This window comes from Nonomuraea sp. 10N515B, from assembly GCF_052245915.1.
Taxonomy (GTDB): Bacteria; Actinomycetota; Actinomycetes; order Streptosporangiales; family Streptosporangiaceae; genus Nonomuraea.
Window position 1 is genome coordinate 1 of record NZ_JBQQBQ010000118.1, and the last position, 14,787, is coordinate 14,787.

At 66.0% G+C, this 14,787-nt stretch carries 15 protein-coding genes; 12 read left to right on the plus strand and 3 right to left on the minus strand.

The window, feature by feature from the left end; all coding sequences use genetic code 11:
- Positions 1-128 precede the first annotated feature (128 nt).
- From ACTWQA_RS56800 to ACTWQA_RS56845, 10 genes are all read left to right on the plus strand, one after another.
- Entirely contained in the window at positions 129-251 is a 123-nt protein-coding gene (locus tag ACTWQA_RS56800) for a hypothetical protein (RefSeq protein ID WP_443167100.1), read from the plus strand.
- Positions 252-312: 61 nt separating this feature from the next.
- Positions 313-1,275 carry a carbohydrate ABC transporter permease gene (locus ACTWQA_RS56805; RefSeq protein WP_443167101.1) on the plus strand — a complete coding sequence of 321 codons (963 nt, stop codon included), beginning with the start codon at positions 313-315 and terminating at the stop codon, positions 1,273-1,275.
- A gap of 6 nt (positions 1,276-1,281) precedes the next feature.
- A complete protein-coding gene (locus ACTWQA_RS56810; protein ID WP_443167102.1) occupies positions 1,282-2,124 on the plus strand; it encodes a carbohydrate ABC transporter permease in 843 nt (280 codons plus the stop codon).
- A gap of 54 nt (positions 2,125-2,178) precedes the next feature.
- Positions 2,179-3,039 (plus strand): ketose-bisphosphate aldolase, encoded by an 861-nt coding sequence (locus tag ACTWQA_RS56815; RefSeq protein WP_443167103.1) that lies wholly within the window; start codon positions 2,179-2,181, stop codon positions 3,037-3,039.
- A 1-nt stretch (position 3,040) separates the two neighbouring features.
- Entirely contained in the window at positions 3,041-4,252 is a 1,212-nt protein-coding gene (locus tag ACTWQA_RS56820; RefSeq protein ID WP_443167104.1) for an ADP-dependent glucokinase/phosphofructokinase, read from the plus strand.
- 327 nt (positions 4,253-4,579) lie between these two features.
- Complete coding sequence (locus ACTWQA_RS56825) at positions 4,580-4,846, plus strand: type II toxin-antitoxin system Phd/YefM family antitoxin (RefSeq protein ID WP_443167105.1); 267 nt, start codon at positions 4,580-4,582, stop codon at positions 4,844-4,846.
- Complete coding sequence (locus tag ACTWQA_RS56830) at positions 4,843-5,103, plus strand: Txe/YoeB family addiction module toxin (protein ID WP_443167106.1); 261 nt, start codon at positions 4,843-4,845, stop codon at positions 5,101-5,103. The genes ACTWQA_RS56825 and ACTWQA_RS56830 overlap by 4 nt, the downstream gene beginning before the upstream one ends.
- Positions 5,093-5,260: a hypothetical protein gene (locus ACTWQA_RS56835; RefSeq protein ID WP_443167107.1), complete on the plus strand. Its 168-nt coding sequence runs from the start codon at positions 5,093-5,095 to the stop codon at positions 5,258-5,260. The genes ACTWQA_RS56830 and ACTWQA_RS56835 overlap by 11 nt, the downstream gene beginning before the upstream one ends.
- Before the next feature lie 152 nt (positions 5,261-5,412).
- Positions 5,413-5,910: a hypothetical protein gene (locus ACTWQA_RS56840; RefSeq protein WP_443167108.1), complete on the plus strand. Its 498-nt coding sequence runs from the start codon at positions 5,413-5,415 to the stop codon at positions 5,908-5,910.
- A gap of 150 nt (positions 5,911-6,060) precedes the next feature.
- Complete coding sequence (locus tag ACTWQA_RS56845) at positions 6,061-9,063, plus strand: helix-turn-helix transcriptional regulator (RefSeq protein WP_443167109.1); 3,003 nt, start codon at positions 6,061-6,063, stop codon at positions 9,061-9,063.
- Between the two features lie 156 nt (positions 9,064-9,219).
- Here the strand turns inward: ACTWQA_RS56845 and ACTWQA_RS56850 are convergent, their stop codons facing one another.
- On the minus strand, positions 9,220-10,848 hold the full coding sequence (locus ACTWQA_RS56850) for an IS200/IS605 family accessory protein TnpB-related protein (RefSeq protein WP_443167110.1): 1,629 nt from the start codon (positions 10,846-10,848) through the stop codon (positions 9,220-9,222).
- A gap of 649 nt (positions 10,849-11,497) precedes the next feature.
- Between ACTWQA_RS56850 and ACTWQA_RS56855 the strand changes: the two genes are divergently transcribed.
- On the plus strand, positions 11,498-11,899 hold the full coding sequence (locus tag ACTWQA_RS56855) for an expansin EXLX1 family cellulose-binding protein (RefSeq protein ID WP_443167111.1): 402 nt from the start codon (positions 11,498-11,500) through the stop codon (positions 11,897-11,899).
- 100 nt (positions 11,900-11,999) lie between these two features.
- Entirely contained in the window at positions 12,000-12,392 is a 393-nt protein-coding gene (locus ACTWQA_RS56860) for a hypothetical protein (RefSeq protein ID WP_443167112.1), read from the plus strand.
- On the opposite strand, the gene ACTWQA_RS56865 is transcribed toward ACTWQA_RS56860, so the two are convergent.
- Both ACTWQA_RS56865 and ACTWQA_RS56870 read right to left on the minus strand, forming a co-directional pair.
- Positions 12,358-13,104 (minus strand): pentapeptide repeat-containing protein, encoded by a 747-nt coding sequence (locus ACTWQA_RS56865; RefSeq protein WP_443167113.1) that lies wholly within the window; start codon positions 13,102-13,104, stop codon positions 12,358-12,360. The genes ACTWQA_RS56860 and ACTWQA_RS56865 overlap by 35 nt on opposite strands.
- A 429-nt stretch (positions 13,105-13,533) precedes the next feature.
- Positions 13,534-14,616: a DUF6461 domain-containing protein gene (locus ACTWQA_RS56870; RefSeq protein ID WP_443167114.1), complete on the minus strand. Its 1,083-nt coding sequence runs from the start codon at positions 14,614-14,616 to the stop codon at positions 13,534-13,536.
- Positions 14,617-14,787 lie beyond the last annotated feature (171 nt).

Below are 14,787 nucleotides of genomic sequence, written 5' to 3' on the forward strand. Positions count from 1 at the left end.
CTGAAGGACGCGCACGAGGCCCGGGTTGCAGCCCGGCGAGAACTACGCCAGGATCCCCTATAACCCCTCCCGCGACTGATGGGTATTTAAGACCCGATCTGGTGCATTTTCTCTGACACACCTCGGGGTTGCCGAAGTCCGAAGACCTGATGCGCAGCTTCGATGAGCAACTGCAGCTCGTGCTCACCGGCAAGCAGGGTGTCGACGACGCCCTCAACAAGGCGCAACAGGCCTGGACGCCGGTGCTCTGACCTTCCGTACTTCGTGGGCCGCGCCGACCGTGCGGCGCGGCCCCGAACCAAGGAGACATCGATGGAAACCGCGAAACTCGATCCCGCGGCCTCCCCGGGAGCCGCAAAATCGGCATCGGAATCCTCCGCGGACGGAAGGAGAAGGACGCGGCCCTTCCCCGTGCAGCGTGTCGTCCCGTACGGCTATCTCTCGCCGACGCTGATATTGATCTTTGTTCTGATGATCATACCCATCGCGATGGTGGTCAGCTATTCGTTCAAGGACAACGTGATCGTCGAGCAGAATCCGGTCTTCGCCGGCCTCGCCAACTACACCACGGTGCTCACCGATCCTGATTTCCTGGCAGCGCTGAAGAACACGTTCATCTTCATCACCGTGAGCACTGTCGCTCACCTCGGCCTCGGGCTGGCCTTCGCGACGATGCTCAACACGCCGTTGTTGAGCGGAGTGACGAAAGCCATCTTCCGCATTGTCTACATCCTGCCCTGGCTGTTCACGGTCGCCGTGATCGCGGTCATCTGGCGGCTCATGCTGGACCCGTCCGGGGTGGTCAACTACATCCTGAGCACGATCGGTGTGATGCGAGAGGAAGTGAGCTGGCTCTCCGACCCGAACATGGCGCTCTGGGCATTGACATTCATCAACATCTGGGCCGGCTTCCCCTTCTTCATGATCAGCATCCTCGCCGGGTTGCAGGGGATCTCGCCCGTTCTGTACGAGGCGGCCTCCGTGGACGGCGCAAGCACTTTCCGCCAGTTTCGCAATGTGACGATTCCACAGCTGAAACCGGTGCTCCTCAGCATGGCCGTGCTCGACCTCATCTGGACCTCTCAGCAGTTCGCCCTCATCTGGATGACTACCGGTGGTGGCCCGCTCAATGTCACCGAGATGCTCAGCACCTACACCTACAAGCAAGCCTTCAGCAGTTACGAGTTCGCCACCGCGTCCGCCGCCGCCGTCATCGTCCTGCTGCTCACGATGATTCTGGCCTTCTTCTACGTTCGCCTGCAAAAGGAGAGGTGATCACCCGTGCTCACCCGTAAAAGGCGGCGCGTCGGCGCGAAGATCGCCGTGCTCGCAGGCTTGTGCATCGGCGCGGCCTTCGCCGGTCTTCCAGTCGTGTGGATGCTGTCGACGTCGTTCAAGACCAACGGGGAAGTTTTCCAGGTTCCGCCGCGGCTGATCACCGAAAACTTCTCGTTCGACGCCTACGGAAAAATCCTGGGTGACGAGACGCAGTTGAGGTTTTTCATCAACAGCTACATCGTCGCGCTTTCGGTGACAGTCTTGACACTGTTCGTGGCAGTTCTGGCGGCGTATGGATTCAGCCGCTACAACTTCCCGCTGAAGCGATCCATCAATGCCGTGATCGTCACTGTTCAGGCCGTGCCGCCCATCACACTCGTCATTCCCTACTTTGGCCTCGTGGTGGCGCTCGGCCTTTATAATACTTATCCGGGGCTGATCCTCACGCACATGGTGTTCACCTTGCCCTACGCGATCATCATGATGACCGCGTACTTCAACACCCTGCCACGGGAATTGGATGAGTCTGTCAAGGTGGACGGGGCGTCCAGCTGGACGGCTCTCTGGCGGATCCTGGTGCCCATTTCGGTTCCTGGGCTGGTTGCCGTCGGCGTCTACACCTTCATGATCTCGTGGAACGAGTACCTGTTCGCTCTGACCCTCACTCGTACCGACGACATGCGAACCGTTCCCATCGGCATCCAGCTCCTGATGGGCCAGCACTCCTACGAGTGGAATCAGATGATGGCCATGAGCATCCTGGGGTCCATCCCGGTGCTCGTGTTGTTCCTCCTCTTCCAGCGGCGGTTCATCGGCGGCCTCACCTCCGGCGCAGTCAAGGCCTGACACCTCGTCCTCGTTCCGAGCGATAATCCACTACCCAGAGGGAGAAATACAGCAATGCTGACGACCGGCAAGGTGCTCTTGGCTGTCGCGAATGAAAGAAACTTCGCCGTGCCCGCGTTCAATATCAGCGACTACGCCATGTTCAACGGCATCGTGGACATCAGCGAGGAGAAGAACTCGCCGCTTTTCATCGGGATCCATCCCGACGAGGTACGGCACGTCGGAGTGGACGTGATCGCCGCGATGACCCAACGAGCCCATCGCTCGTCCGTGCCGATCGCGATTCACTGGGACCACGGCGCGACCTATCGGGAGATGCTGACCGCGATCCGGATCGGCTTCACCTCGGTGATGATCGATGCCTCGATGCAGCCCTTCGAGGACAACATCGCGATCTCCAAGAAGGTCGCTGACACCGCGCACGCGGTCGGCGTGTCGGTCGAGGCGGAGCTGGGGACGATCGGCAAGACCGACGGCGAGGCCGAAGACGGCAGCGACGCGATCATCTACACTGACCCGGCGGACGCCGTGACCTTCGTGCAGGCAACGGGGGTGGACAGTCTCGCTGTGGCCATCGGCACCTATCACGGCATTTACCCGAAGACCCTGAAGCCGGAGCTCAAGCTCGACCTGCTGAAGGAAATCAAGGATCGGGTCAAGATCCCACTCGTGCTGCACGGCGGCTCAGGCAACCCTGACGAAGAGATTGCGCAATCGGTCAAGCTCGGTATTAACAAGATTAATATCTCCAGTGACATCAAGCTGGCCTACCACATGAAGATGCGCGAAGTCTTGGCCGATGAGAGCCTGCGTGAACCGCTCTCCATCCAGCCGCCATGCATCGATGCGATGAAGGCGGTGGCCGGGCAGAAGATTGACCTCTTCGAAGCGGCCGGCAAGGCATCTCTGTACTGACATGACCAGTCATGTAGTCTTGGGCTTGGGGGGATGCGTCGACTACGAACTCAAGCTGTCCTCGTCGCTCTTGGAGCAACTTGTCGGCGAGTACCAGATCCACAATGCCGAGCTGACTTCATCGGTCACTGTGACCAACGAGCGCGAACTCGTCATTTCGATTCTCACCTACCTCAAAAAGGGCGGAGGGGGCGAGCACTTCGTCGCCTCCTCCGAATGTCTGAGCGCATTCGCAGGGCGGTTCCCCAAGCGAACAACTCTGGGTGGAACCTCCGTTCGAGCGGCGATGGAGATGAGCCGGCTCGGCGTACCATCCACCCTGCACCTGGTCAGTCTCAATGACATCGTCCGCCGACTGCTGCCGGCAAGCTGCGACTACATCTGTAGCGGCGACCAGGACACCCTCTATCCACACCTGATCGTGCAGTACGACCAGGACTTGCTGGTTCGAGCAGGTGACATCGACATCCGTGCGCCGTTTCCGAACAGATTGATCTACGTCAACGACCCGGCGAACGAGTCCATGATGCTGAGTGGTGCACTGGGCTCGTTGCTTCGAGACGCACGGGTCTTTCTGATCTCGGGATTCAACGCGGTACGGGACCAGAGAACACTTGACCGGCGTCTGTCCACGCTGAGAAGCCACATGCGACAACTTCCGGCCGAGGCGGTCGTCTACTACGAGGATGCCGGATTCCACGAGCCAGGCCTCAGCCAGCGGGTCCGCGACGCGCTCGTGGAAGTCATCGACATCTACGGACTGAACGAAGACGAGATGCAGTCGCACCTGGGCTATGCCGTCAACTTGCTCTCCGTGACGGAGGTGGCTCGCGCCCTCGAATCGCTGCAAGCTCTCATCCCCGTGACAACCCTGGTTGTGCATACCAAGTATTGGTCGGCAGCATTCGGCGAGAGAGCAGGCGAGTACGCAGAGTCACTGAACGAGGGCATCGTGATCGCCAGCACCCGCTACTGCCATGGAGATGAGTACACCGACCACCACTACGAACTCATGCGGAACCGGCCGAGGCGAACGGAGGCGGTGGAGTTCGCCGCGGCTCTGGAAGGCCGGATGGGCAGGGTTGTTCGTTGCCTGCCTGGATTCGATCTTGACGTTGCCGCACCCACGACCGTCGGGCTCGGCGATGCGTTCGTCGGCGGTTTCCTCGCCGCTGTCTCCCGGGGCGGTTCAAGCAGTCAGGGCATCACGTGAGCTAATCCGCGCCCGCGTCTACCGGCCGTACTTCGCCGCAGTCGTTCAGAAGTTCGTGATCACGGTGGTGTGAGGCACCGCCTCTGACCACCTCACCTGAACAGCCAAAACGCCCCGGACGGATCATCGTTCGGGGCTTTTGATCTCCACTGACAGCAACGTCGCCACTCTGCTGCCTCTACCTCTCGGGTGGAAGCGGAAGTGTGGAGCTTTCGTCACAAGAACCTGCAGCTATTCGCCTCTTGATGCAACAGCTTGATGTTTGCGCGTACCCGTGTGCGGGTTCACCGCCGCACCTCGATGTACATCATGATGTACATTGATCGCATGAAGGTGATGACCATGTCCGAATCGCGGGCCAACTACGCTGCCACCCTCGACGCCGTCATCGACGACCAGGAAGAAGTCCTCATCACCCGCCCCGGCCGAGAAGGCGTCGTCATGGTGTCGCAGCGCGAATACGAATCGATGCGCGAGACGCTCTATCTGATGGCCTCTCCTGTCAACCGCAGACGGTTGTCGGAGGCGGTCGCCCGTCTGGAGGCCGGCGGCGGCACCGTCCGCGAACTGGCCGATGAGGACGCCACCTCGTGAAGATCCTTTTCGACGAACTTGCCTGGGAGGACTACTGCTACTGGCAGCGAGAAGATCGACGCATCCTCAAAAGGATCAACCAGCTGATCGCTGACATAGCCCGAAACGAGAACGAAGGCATCGGCAAACCAGAGCCGCTGAAGTACGAATGGTCCGGCTACTGGTCCCGGCGTATCACCTCAGAACACCGGCTCGTCTGCCGCGTCAACAACGACGCCATCGTGATCGCCGCCTGTCGCTATCACTATGAGAAGTAGCATCCGTCCGGCCGCCGATGAGCGCCTGGCCCAGCGCTATCAGCTGGCCGGGTCGCCGCACGCCTATGTCGGCGAGTTCTTCGACGGTGGTCACCGGTTCGACGTGATGATGCAGGACGCCGCGTTCGCCTACCTGGCGGCGTGGCTGCGGCCGTAAGCGTGGCGGCGGTGCCGGCCGGAAGATAGTGCGTCGCCGTGGACCGTTCTAAGGATTTCTCCCCATGTGTGCTCACACCTCTTAGCTGGATTCTGAGGTCATCGCCCCAGGGGGACAGAGTTACCGGGGGCCTTCAACACAGGGGAAACATCATGCGACGCTCGATCCACCAGCTGCTAGGTCTGGCCGCCGCCACCGCCGTCATAGCCATCGGCGTGCCGGCCGCGGCCACCGCCGCGAACGCCTCCGAAGCCAGGCATCTGGACACCACTTCCCAGTCCCGGCCCTTCGACGCCGGCCCCTGGGGCTTCTATTACTCGAAGTCCTACGAGGGCGGTCACGCCTACGCGCGCGCCAGGTCGTACGTGGACAGCAACGGCCGGATCGTCGTCGGCGGCAAGCTCTACGACAAGCGCTCGCCGCAGCGCCTGTGCGGCTACGTGCAGGTCAGGTACGACAACTTCCAGCCCGACGACCGGGAGCCCCAGTACTACTCCGCCAAGCACTGCGGTAGCGGGTACAGGGACTTCCGCTTCTCCGAGTTCGGGGCCAACACGGCGGACTTGAGGGTCTGCTTCACCGACGCCTACCGCGGCAGGCACCTCTGCGGCAAGTGGAAGCGCATCTACACGAGCCAGGGCGACGCGTAAGCGACTGGGGGGTTCGCGAGCGCGCCGGCCGGGGTGCCGGTCCTTGGACGCCCCGGCCGGGTGCAGGCAGGCAGTCCGGGCGAGAGGACGCGCGTGAAACAACGCGGCCAGGTGGGCCGTCACGTGTTGGTTCACAAAGGAACTTAAGCGATGATCGAGCCCATGGCGGAGCGGTTGTCGAGTCCTGTCTTCGTGGGACGGGTCGCGGAGATCACCCGATTGGAGGCGGCCCTGGAGCGGGCGGTCGCGGGTGAGCCCTCGACGGTGATGGTGGCCGGCGAGGCGGGGGTGGGCAAGACTCGGCTGCTGGCCGAACTGATCGGCCAGGCCCGGGAGGCCGGTGCGGTCACGCTCGTGGGCGGCTGCCTGGACGTCGGCGACGGGGTGCTCGCCTATGCCCCGGTCGTCGAGGCGGCGCGGTCGCTGGGCGGGATGCTGGACGCGGAGGAGCTGGGGCGGGTTCTCGGTGGGGCGAGGGCCGAGCTGGCGCGGCTGGTGCCCGAGCTGGGCGAGCCGGTGGCCGGCGCGGATCCGGTGGCCCCGGCGCGGCTGTTCGAGCTGCTGCTGGGTGTGCTGCACCGGCTGGCAGAACGGCGGCCGGTGCTGCTGGTCGTCGAGGATCTGCACTGGGCCGACCAGTCGACTCGCGATCTGCTCGGGTTCCTGATCCGGAACGTACGCGCCGGAGTCTGCATGGTGCTGACGTACCGGAGCGACGATCTCCACCGCCGCCACCCGTTGCGCCCCTTCCTTGCCGAACTGGGGCGAAACAGCCGCGCCGAGCGGCTGGACGTCGGAGCTTTCGGCCGCCGGGAGGTAGCGGACCTGCTCGCCGGGATCACCGGCGAGCGTCCTTCGGCGAAGCTGGTGACCGAGATCCGCGCCCGGTCCGGAGGCAACCCCTTCTTCGTGGAGGAGCTGCTGGCAGCCAGCCGCGAGGGGACGGCGATGCCCGCCGCGCTGCGCGATGTGGTGCTGGCCCGGGTGGAGGCGCTGTCCGAGCCGGTTCAGCAGGTGCTGCGGGTGGCCGCGGTGGCCGGCCGGCGGGTGGACCACAACGTGCTCGCCGCGGTGTCGGCTCAGCCGGTGGCGCAGCTGGTCGGGGTGCTGCGTGAGGCGGTCGCCCATCATGTGCTGTCGGCCGAGGAGGGCAGCGAGTCCTACGCGTTCCGGCACGCGCTCGTACAGGAGGCCGTCTACGACGACCTGCTGCCGGTCGAACGTGGACCGTTACATGCCGCCTACGCACGGGCTCTGTCGGACCGGATCGACAAGCGCGCCGGTTCCGCGACCGCCGCGGAGCTGGGGCAGTTGGCGTATCACTGGTACGCCGCCCACGATCTCGGCGCCGCGCTGCTGGCCTGCGTAGGCGCGGGTCAGGCGGCGGAGGCCACGTACGCGCTGGCCGAGGCGCTGCAGCACTACGAGCGGGCGCTGGAGCTGTGGGCGCAGGTGCCGCAGGCGGCGGCCCAGAGCCCGCTGGACCGGGTAACGGTGCTGCGGCGGGCCGCGCAGGCGGCCTTCCTGCTCGGCGAGCACGATCGTGCGATCGCGCTGGCGGAGGTCGCGCTGGCCGAGGTCGCGATGGACGGGACGGAGGCCGGGCGCGAGCCGCTGCGCACCGGGGTGCTCCTGGAGCGGCTGGCGCGCTATCACTGGGCGGCCGGTGACAGCGCGCGTGCGCTGGAGACGATCGAGCGAGCGGTGGCCGCGGTGCCCGCCGAGCCGCCCTCCCGGGAACGCGCTCGTACGCTGGCCGCGCGCGGGCACATGCTCTTACTGATGAACCGCCACGCGGAAGCACGGGAATGCTGTGAGGACGCGATCGCCATGGCCCGCCAGGTCAACGCGCGGGCGGTCGAGGGGAACGCGCTCAACAGCCTGGCGGCGGCGCTGTCGTTCCTGGGGCGGCTGGACGTGGCCGGTGCGTATTTCGAGGACGCGTTCCGGATCGCCGAGGAGGTCGGCAACACCGACGACATGTGCCGGGCCCGTGTGAACCACGGGTACGCCTTGTGGGCCTACGGTCTGTGGGAGGAGGCCGCGAAGCTCAGTCTTGAGGCGTACCGGCTGGCCGCCCGCTTCGGGCTGGTTCGCATGTACGGGCGGTCGGCGCTGGCGGACGCCGCCGAGTCGCTGATCTTCCTGGGCCGCGGGGAGGAGGCGCTGTCGCTGCTGGAGGAGGAGTTCGCCGAGTTCGACTCGCCGACCGGTTTCCTCGACGCCGCACCGCTTCAGGCCCGGGCCCTGTATCTCCTGCATCGAGGCGACCTGGCCGCGGCCTGGGAGGATCTGGCCGCGGTGCTGAAGAGCACGCCGTTCTCCCTGGATCCCCAGTACGCCGTCCCGCAGTTCGGCCGCATGGCCGCCGTCGCCATGTGGGACGGCAGGCTGGAGGAGGCCAGGGAGGCCGTGGCTGAGGGGCTGCGTCTGCTCGGCGACAGCGACGAGGGCCCGCTGACCATCGAGATGAGCCACATCGGCGTGACGGTCGAAGCGGCGATCGCCGAACGGGCGGTCGCGCAGCGGGACGCCCACGAAATCGGCCAGGCCCGCCGGATCGGCCGTGTTCTGCTGGAACGTGCCCGTACGGCCGCGGCTCACGTGTCCATTCCCCTGGTGGAGGCCAGGCTGATGAGTGCCGAAGCCGAGTGGACCAGGATCGAGGGAGCGAGCGACCCGCAGCGCTGGGCCGCGGCGCTGGCCGCCTGGCAGGGGCTCAAGTGTCCGTTCGAGATCGGGTACGCGCGGTGGCGGTACGGCGAGGCGTTGCTGTCCGCCGGCGCCTCCCGCGAGGCTGTGGCCGCCGATCTCATCGAGGGCTGGACCGTGGCACGGGATCTCGGGGCCCGGCTGCTCGCCGAGGAGATCAGCGCCCTGGCACGCCGGGCCCGGATCGACCTGACGAGCTCGGAGGAGGCGCCGGAGCCGAGGGGGCGGTCCGCGGAGCCCGGTGATCGGTTCGGGCTCACTCCGCGCGAACGTGACGTGCTGAAATTGGTGGCCACCGGCCGTACCAATCGGCAGATCGCCCAGGCGCTGTTCATCAGCGACAAGACCGCGAGCGTGCACGTGTCCAACATCCTCGCCAAGCTCGGCGCCGCAAACCGATCGGAGGCGGCCGCGATCTCCCACCGGCTGGGTCTCGGCTGATGGGGCCGAGCCGGGCTCCATCGGTGTGCCGTCGGTTCGGGTGCACTGACCCGGACATAGATCGCGTGTCTGGATATCTGACGCTTTACCGTACTGAGATGTACTGATTTCGCTACTGTCGCATCCATCCCGCACTGGATGCGACGCTTACCGTTCCTAGGGACTGAGCATGAGTTGCTCATGCTCGGCCGCATGCCCCGAACGGTGTTGGGCACACTGGTCGCCCGCGTTCTCGCCACATCCGGGCGGCACGCATCCGGTGCGTGGTCCGGGAATGCGGGGACGGGGTCCCTCACCCCCAGAAACATCCGGTCCGGCCTGGACGGTCCGATGCCCCGCACGATCCTTCCGGTCGTGCGGGGGCGGTGCCGTCCGTCGCCGGATCGCATGCCCCTGGGCGCGTCTGCCGATCGCCACCGCAGCCGCGTCGTGGCGAGTCGTCGTCTGGTTCTTGTTGTTCGTTCTTGTCAGTGGGGCCTGCCAGTGCTGGGCACCCCACTTGCTGGTGTACGCCGGATCCACCGCGATGATCGCGATGCCCGCGGCGGCGGCCATCGCGGTGATCCGGGCGCGGAGCTTGCCGGTGGGCATGCCGGAGATCAGGTGCCGGAACCACTTCCGCCGGCCGTGCTTCTCCCGGGTCTTCTCCGCCGCGAAATCCAGATTCTCGATCGCGATCGCGGTCACCCCGCACGCCTTCGCCCAGGCCAGCAGCCGCGACAGGGCGTGCCGCACCTGGGCGTCGCGGTGCTCGGCGGTGCCCGACAGGTCGTAGCCGAAGCGGCGCGGCCGGCCGATCGGGTTGCCGTGCACATCCAGCTGCCAGGCGGCCAGGTGGTCGGCGTTGGTGTCCATCGCGATCACCCCGTGGGCCAGCGCCGCCGGCAAGGGGATGGCGGGGGTGGGCGGGAGCTGCCAGGACGCGGTCAGGTACCAGCGGCCCCGGTCGGCGTCCAGGTGGATGCGGTAGGCCACCGCCCGATTCGCCTGCACCCGGTCGGCCCACTCGACGCGCCGGTGGGCGAACCGTACCCGGGCCGACAGCACATACCGGCCGTGCGAGGCGTTGGCCAGATGGGCCAGCGGGGCGGGCAGCTTGAGCGACACCTCACCGTCAGGGGTGACGCGGATGGTCTCGTTGCCGTACCGCTTGCCGGACTCCCCGTCGGCCCGCAGAAACCAGCGCGCGGCCTCCCACCGTTCACGCCATCCGGTCTCGTCGAGCTGCGCGGCCTCCAGATGGTGCCGGTTGCCGGCCAGCCGTTTGCCGCCCCGCACGATGTGCACCCGCCCGGCCTGCCAGTCGGCCCGCGCGGCGGCCAGCCGGTCTTGAAGCACCCGCAAGCGGCGGGACTTGGCGAACCACTCCGTGCGCGAGCGGTACCCTGCCGGGGCGTCCTTGGTGGCCTTCTGCCCCACCGGCACTGACAGCCGGCGCGTGATCGTCGCGATCCCGGCCTCGAGGCTCTGAATGTGGGCGAGCTGGCAGCGGCGGGCCAGCGCCCACTGATCATGCGACGCCTTGATGATCGTCCCGGCCCACCGTGCCGACGAGGCCGTGGTCAGCTCCCGTTTCCGTTCCGCCCACCGGTCCGCGTCGTGCGCCAGCCCATCCCGGCAGCGCACCGCGAGGTCCTTCGATGCCAGAGCACCGAGATGCGCCCCCACCAGCCGGAGCACCGTCTCGTCCTGGGCGGTCAGTCCTTTGAGCCGGTTACGGACCGCCACACCGCAGGGAGCGGCCGCGACGAACGGCGCCTCGATCGGCCGCAACTGCTCAGCCATGCGCTGTGGCCTCCAGCGTCGCGCAGGCACAACCGTTGGCCGGGCGGTGGGTACGTGACGAGGTCGCTGGATGCCGATCGTGAGCACACCGGTACGCCTGCATGACCTCCGTCCACCTCCCGGACCTTTACCGAACGTGACCGCTAGACTACCGAAATATGGCACCGATGGGTAGAACGTGTGAGCGATACGCAAGCCCTTGCGCCCCATGCGGCCGTGGCCGTCACGCTCGCCGGCGCACCCTGCGGTCTCGACCAACCCGTGAGGTTCACACCCCACACTCCGGCATCAGCCCCCGTCATTCCGTGCACACTTACGCACACTCAAAGAACAACTGTTGCCGACCCTTCGTCCTCGCCGCCGCGCTCACCGCGACCTCGCTCCTCCCCGCGGCTGCCCTGGCGAAATCCGCCCGGAGCGGCGAGAGCACCCGCGCGCCCGCGAAGCTGGTCGCAGGCAAGGCGACCAAAGGGAAAGCGACCTTGTACGAACTCCAGTCCGGGGGCGGTAACTGCTCATATCCGTCGCCTCCCGCAGACAACCTCTACGTCGCGCTCTCTCCGCGCGAGTACGCCGCCGCGGCCGCCTGCGGCGGCTACCTGAACGTCACCGGGCCGAAGGGCACCGTCCGGGGCAAGGTCGTCGACCAGTGCCCGGAGTGCCCGGCGGGCACATCGACCTTAGCCGCACGGCCTTCGCCCGCGTCGTGGGCCCCGGCAAGGGCACAGCGGCGGTCAGCTACCGCCCGGTCGGCAACCCGCGAGTCGGCAGACCGCTCTCCTTCCGCGTCAAGGAGGGCTCGTCGCAGTGGTGGTTGGCCCTGCTGGTCATCGACCACGGCAATCCGCTCGCCTCGGTCGAGGTGAAGGCCGCCGGCGGCGCGTGGCGCAAGCTGGCCCGGGCCGACTACAACTACTGGATCGCCCAGTCCGGCGCGGGCCGGGGCCCCTTCGCCGTACGAGTCACCGACACCCGCGGCCACCGGGTCACGGCCAACGGCCTCCGTCTGGCCCCCGCCGTCATCCAGCGCACCACCACGAAGATGTACTGAGACGAGCCGGTGCGCTGTTCAGCTGGTGGCCTGCATGGCCGCAGGCTCCGCTCCCGGTCTGCTGCGTCCCCTGTGGGCTTGATCGGTAGAGTGGCCGGCCATGGGCGTTCTCGTCGACTACTTCACGGCGGACTCCGATCAGTCCGCCCGGCTGGCCCTGGATGGCGGGCCGGAGGGCATGAACCTGCCGTACATCGACTGCAAGGGGTGGCTCGACGAGCTCGACACGCTGGTCGCGGAGCTCAGCGGACGCGATCTCAGCGAGTTCGGGGACAGCGAGGCCATCGTGGACGACGGCGAGTCAGCGGGCGTGGACCGGGCAGCGCCCGAGACCGTTGCCGCGCTCGCCGCCGTGGACGACGTGCGGCTGCGTGAGTACGCCGAGGAGGAACTGCTCGACGAGTTCGAGGCCGAACGCATCAGGGCCTTGCGGGATCTGGCCCGTGAGGCGGTGCGGCTCAATCAGGGCCTGTATCGCTGGACGTGCGTCTGAATGCCTCGAACAACTCATCGCGGAGCGCCGGCGGCAGTTTGCGGCCCATGTCCAACGGACTCACCAGCGCCTGGTCGTCGTTCTGTGCCAGGGCCGTGTCTGCGAGGAACTCCAGGCTGAAGCGGGCTTCCTTCCGGTGCCGTGTGTCCGGCCAGCGCTCCAGCAAGGGCAGCACCGCGGCCACGCGCGCGTTGATCCGGTTGAGGAGCGCGTAGCCGGGCAGGCCGGGCCAGCGCTGGGCCTGCAGGTCGATGTGATGGAAGGCGACGTAGTCCAGCTCTGCGCCGGTGAAGTCGTTTCCGGTGAAGTCATTGCGGTCCCTGCCCAGCGCGGCCTGGTGCTGAGTCGGGCGGCCCCAGAAGTTGACGTTCCGCACACGACCGAGGAAGACGCAGTCGACGAACTCCGCTTCGAAGGTATTCGTCTGGTCTCTCAACCGGGACCGGTCGAAGGTGCACCTCTCGAAGCGGACGTTGCCGAAGAACGTGGAGGACGCGAAGCGGGTGCGCTGAAATACGCAGTCGCGGAAGACCGACTTCGGCCAGCCGACGCCGTCCCATGTCCCTTGTCTGCAGGTCGTGGACATCGACAGGCGCTCGAAGACGACGCCCGTGAAGTCGCATTCCTCGAACTCGCTGCCATGGACGGTGAACTCGGCGAACCGTGTTCCGGAGAAGTCCACGTCCACCAGTCGTGCCCGGTCGAAGGTCACGCTCGACACTCCAGCGGGCAACTCGAACCGCTGACCGCGAAGTTCACCACGCGCGATCCACGCAGGATCCCATGCCTCCGGAGTCGGCCGGAGGCTGAGTCGCTCGAACGCGTTCATGCGGACCGCCTGCCGCGGCTTCGATCGGAACACCTGTCAGCGGAGCGTCTCACCGCGCCAGGAGGACCAGCTGCGATGGTGTCAGCTGAAAGCACGAGATCATGCATATGCGGAGTCTGGCAGTCCCGTCCGACAAACTGCAGGGTGGCCTTCGAGTTGCGGTGTTAATAGATCACGAGCGTAGGTTCCCTGTTGAACCGCCAAGTTCTGCACGAACGTCAAAGGAGCCAGGGGTTCGAATCCCCTCATCTCCAACACGAGATTAAGGCCCGATTCCAGATCATGGAGCCGGGTCTTTGCTACGCCGCTTGATCAGTTCCACCAGTCCCGTTCGGGGAGTCTCAGCCACATGTCGGGTGGACCAGTGATCGCCCGGGCGTCGGTCAGGCGCAAGCCAATGCGGGAACAGCAGTAGGCCACGGCGTGGTGGTGGTAGAGGTAGGTGGCGAGGATCTCCTCGGTGGGGTCGTCTGGGTACACGCCGCCGCCACCGGGGTGGGTATCCCCTTCCTCCATGACGCCGTCCCGGAAGGCGGTCCCGTGATGGCCGTCCTTGGGATTGTCGTACATTCCGTAGTAGGCGGTGCCTGCTGATAGGCGCTTGGCGACTCCTGGCGTGTAGGGGATGTATCCCCATGGTTGGCTGACGACGCATCCGCCAGGCACCTCCGTGACGCCGACGACGGTCTGGCTGTCGTCGAGGTGCGACACGAGATTCTCGACGATTGCTTGAACGTCCTCGTCGTCGGCCGGTACGGCCTCCAGTCGCCGTACCACCTCGGCCGCGGTCATGTCGGCCACGTAGGCCATGCCCAGCCCGAAATAGCTGAGATCCCCTAGCGCGGCTATCAGACGTCTGGCTTCGGTCACGGCCGCGGTCTCGGCTGGCGACAGACCGGTTACTCCAGGTGGGATGTTGAACAGAGTAGGGGTGGGGCCGGCCAGGCTGAGCCGTCCGGGGGACCAGCGGTTCATCATGGGCCGCCATGGGTCCGCTCCGGCCGCCACCAGGACGCGCGCGTTGTCGGGACGATTGGCGAAGACAGCTGTCCAGAGCGCGGTGCGGCCGGGATACTCCTCGTCATCATCGTCGATGAAGTCGATATCGTCGATGCGCTGGGCCAGTTCCGCGACCGCCTCGGGCGAGTCGTTCTCGGCTGCATCGTGCAGCAGGAAGTACTGCTCTGGATCCGGGGCCGCGATGATTTCAGACCGGGTGTGGATGGGGCCAGAATCCGTGTGATCGTCTTGGCCGTTGTCGGGTAATCCGGTTCCGTCATTGACGACCATGACACTCCTTGAGGTGCAGGTACTGGACGCAGGCGTGGCCAATGGTGGCGTAAAGCCGACAGATTCGGGCTGGTCGCTGCCGACCCGGCCGTTTGAGCAGGCCATGCTCGCGCATCCGGTCCAGGATCAGGTCCAGCAGGTGTTCGTGGGTTCACGTCCAGGGAGATGGTGTGCGGGTGATCAAGCCTTGGACTGGTACGGGTGAGATCCATGTGACAAGAGACGGCCACTCCGTAATCCTTCGATTCGCTCATATCAACACGAAGGGGACGAAGT

Coding starts and splice junctions, on each gene's coding strand:
- ACTWQA_RS56805 (WP_443167101.1), top strand. CDS start 313: ATGGAAACCGCGAAACTCGATCCCGCGGCCTCCCCGGGAGCCGCAAAA.
- ACTWQA_RS56815 (WP_443167103.1), top strand. CDS start 2,179: ATGCTGACGACCGGCAAGGTGCTCTTGGCTGTCGCGAATGAAAGAAAC.
- ACTWQA_RS56820 (WP_443167104.1), top strand. CDS start 3,041: ATGACCAGTCATGTAGTCTTGGGCTTGGGGGGATGCGTCGACTACGAA.
- ACTWQA_RS56825 (WP_443167105.1), top strand. CDS start 4,580: ATGAAGGTGATGACCATGTCCGAATCGCGGGCCAACTACGCTGCCACC.
- ACTWQA_RS56835 (WP_443167107.1), top strand. CDS start 5,093: ATGAGAAGTAGCATCCGTCCGGCCGCCGATGAGCGCCTGGCCCAGCGC.
- ACTWQA_RS56840 (WP_443167108.1), top strand. CDS start 5,413: ATGCGACGCTCGATCCACCAGCTGCTAGGTCTGGCCGCCGCCACCGCC.
- ACTWQA_RS56845 (WP_443167109.1), top strand. CDS start 6,061: ATGATCGAGCCCATGGCGGAGCGGTTGTCGAGTCCTGTCTTCGTGGGA.
- ACTWQA_RS56850 (WP_443167110.1), bottom strand. CDS start 10,848: ATGGCTGAGCAGTTGCGGCCGATCGAGGCGCCGTTCGTCGCGGCCGCT.
- ACTWQA_RS56860 (WP_443167112.1), top strand. CDS start 12,000: ATGGGCGTTCTCGTCGACTACTTCACGGCGGACTCCGATCAGTCCGCC.
- ACTWQA_RS56870 (WP_443167114.1), bottom strand. CDS start 14,616: ATGGCCTGCTCAAACGGCCGGGTCGGCAGCGACCAGCCCGAATCTGTC.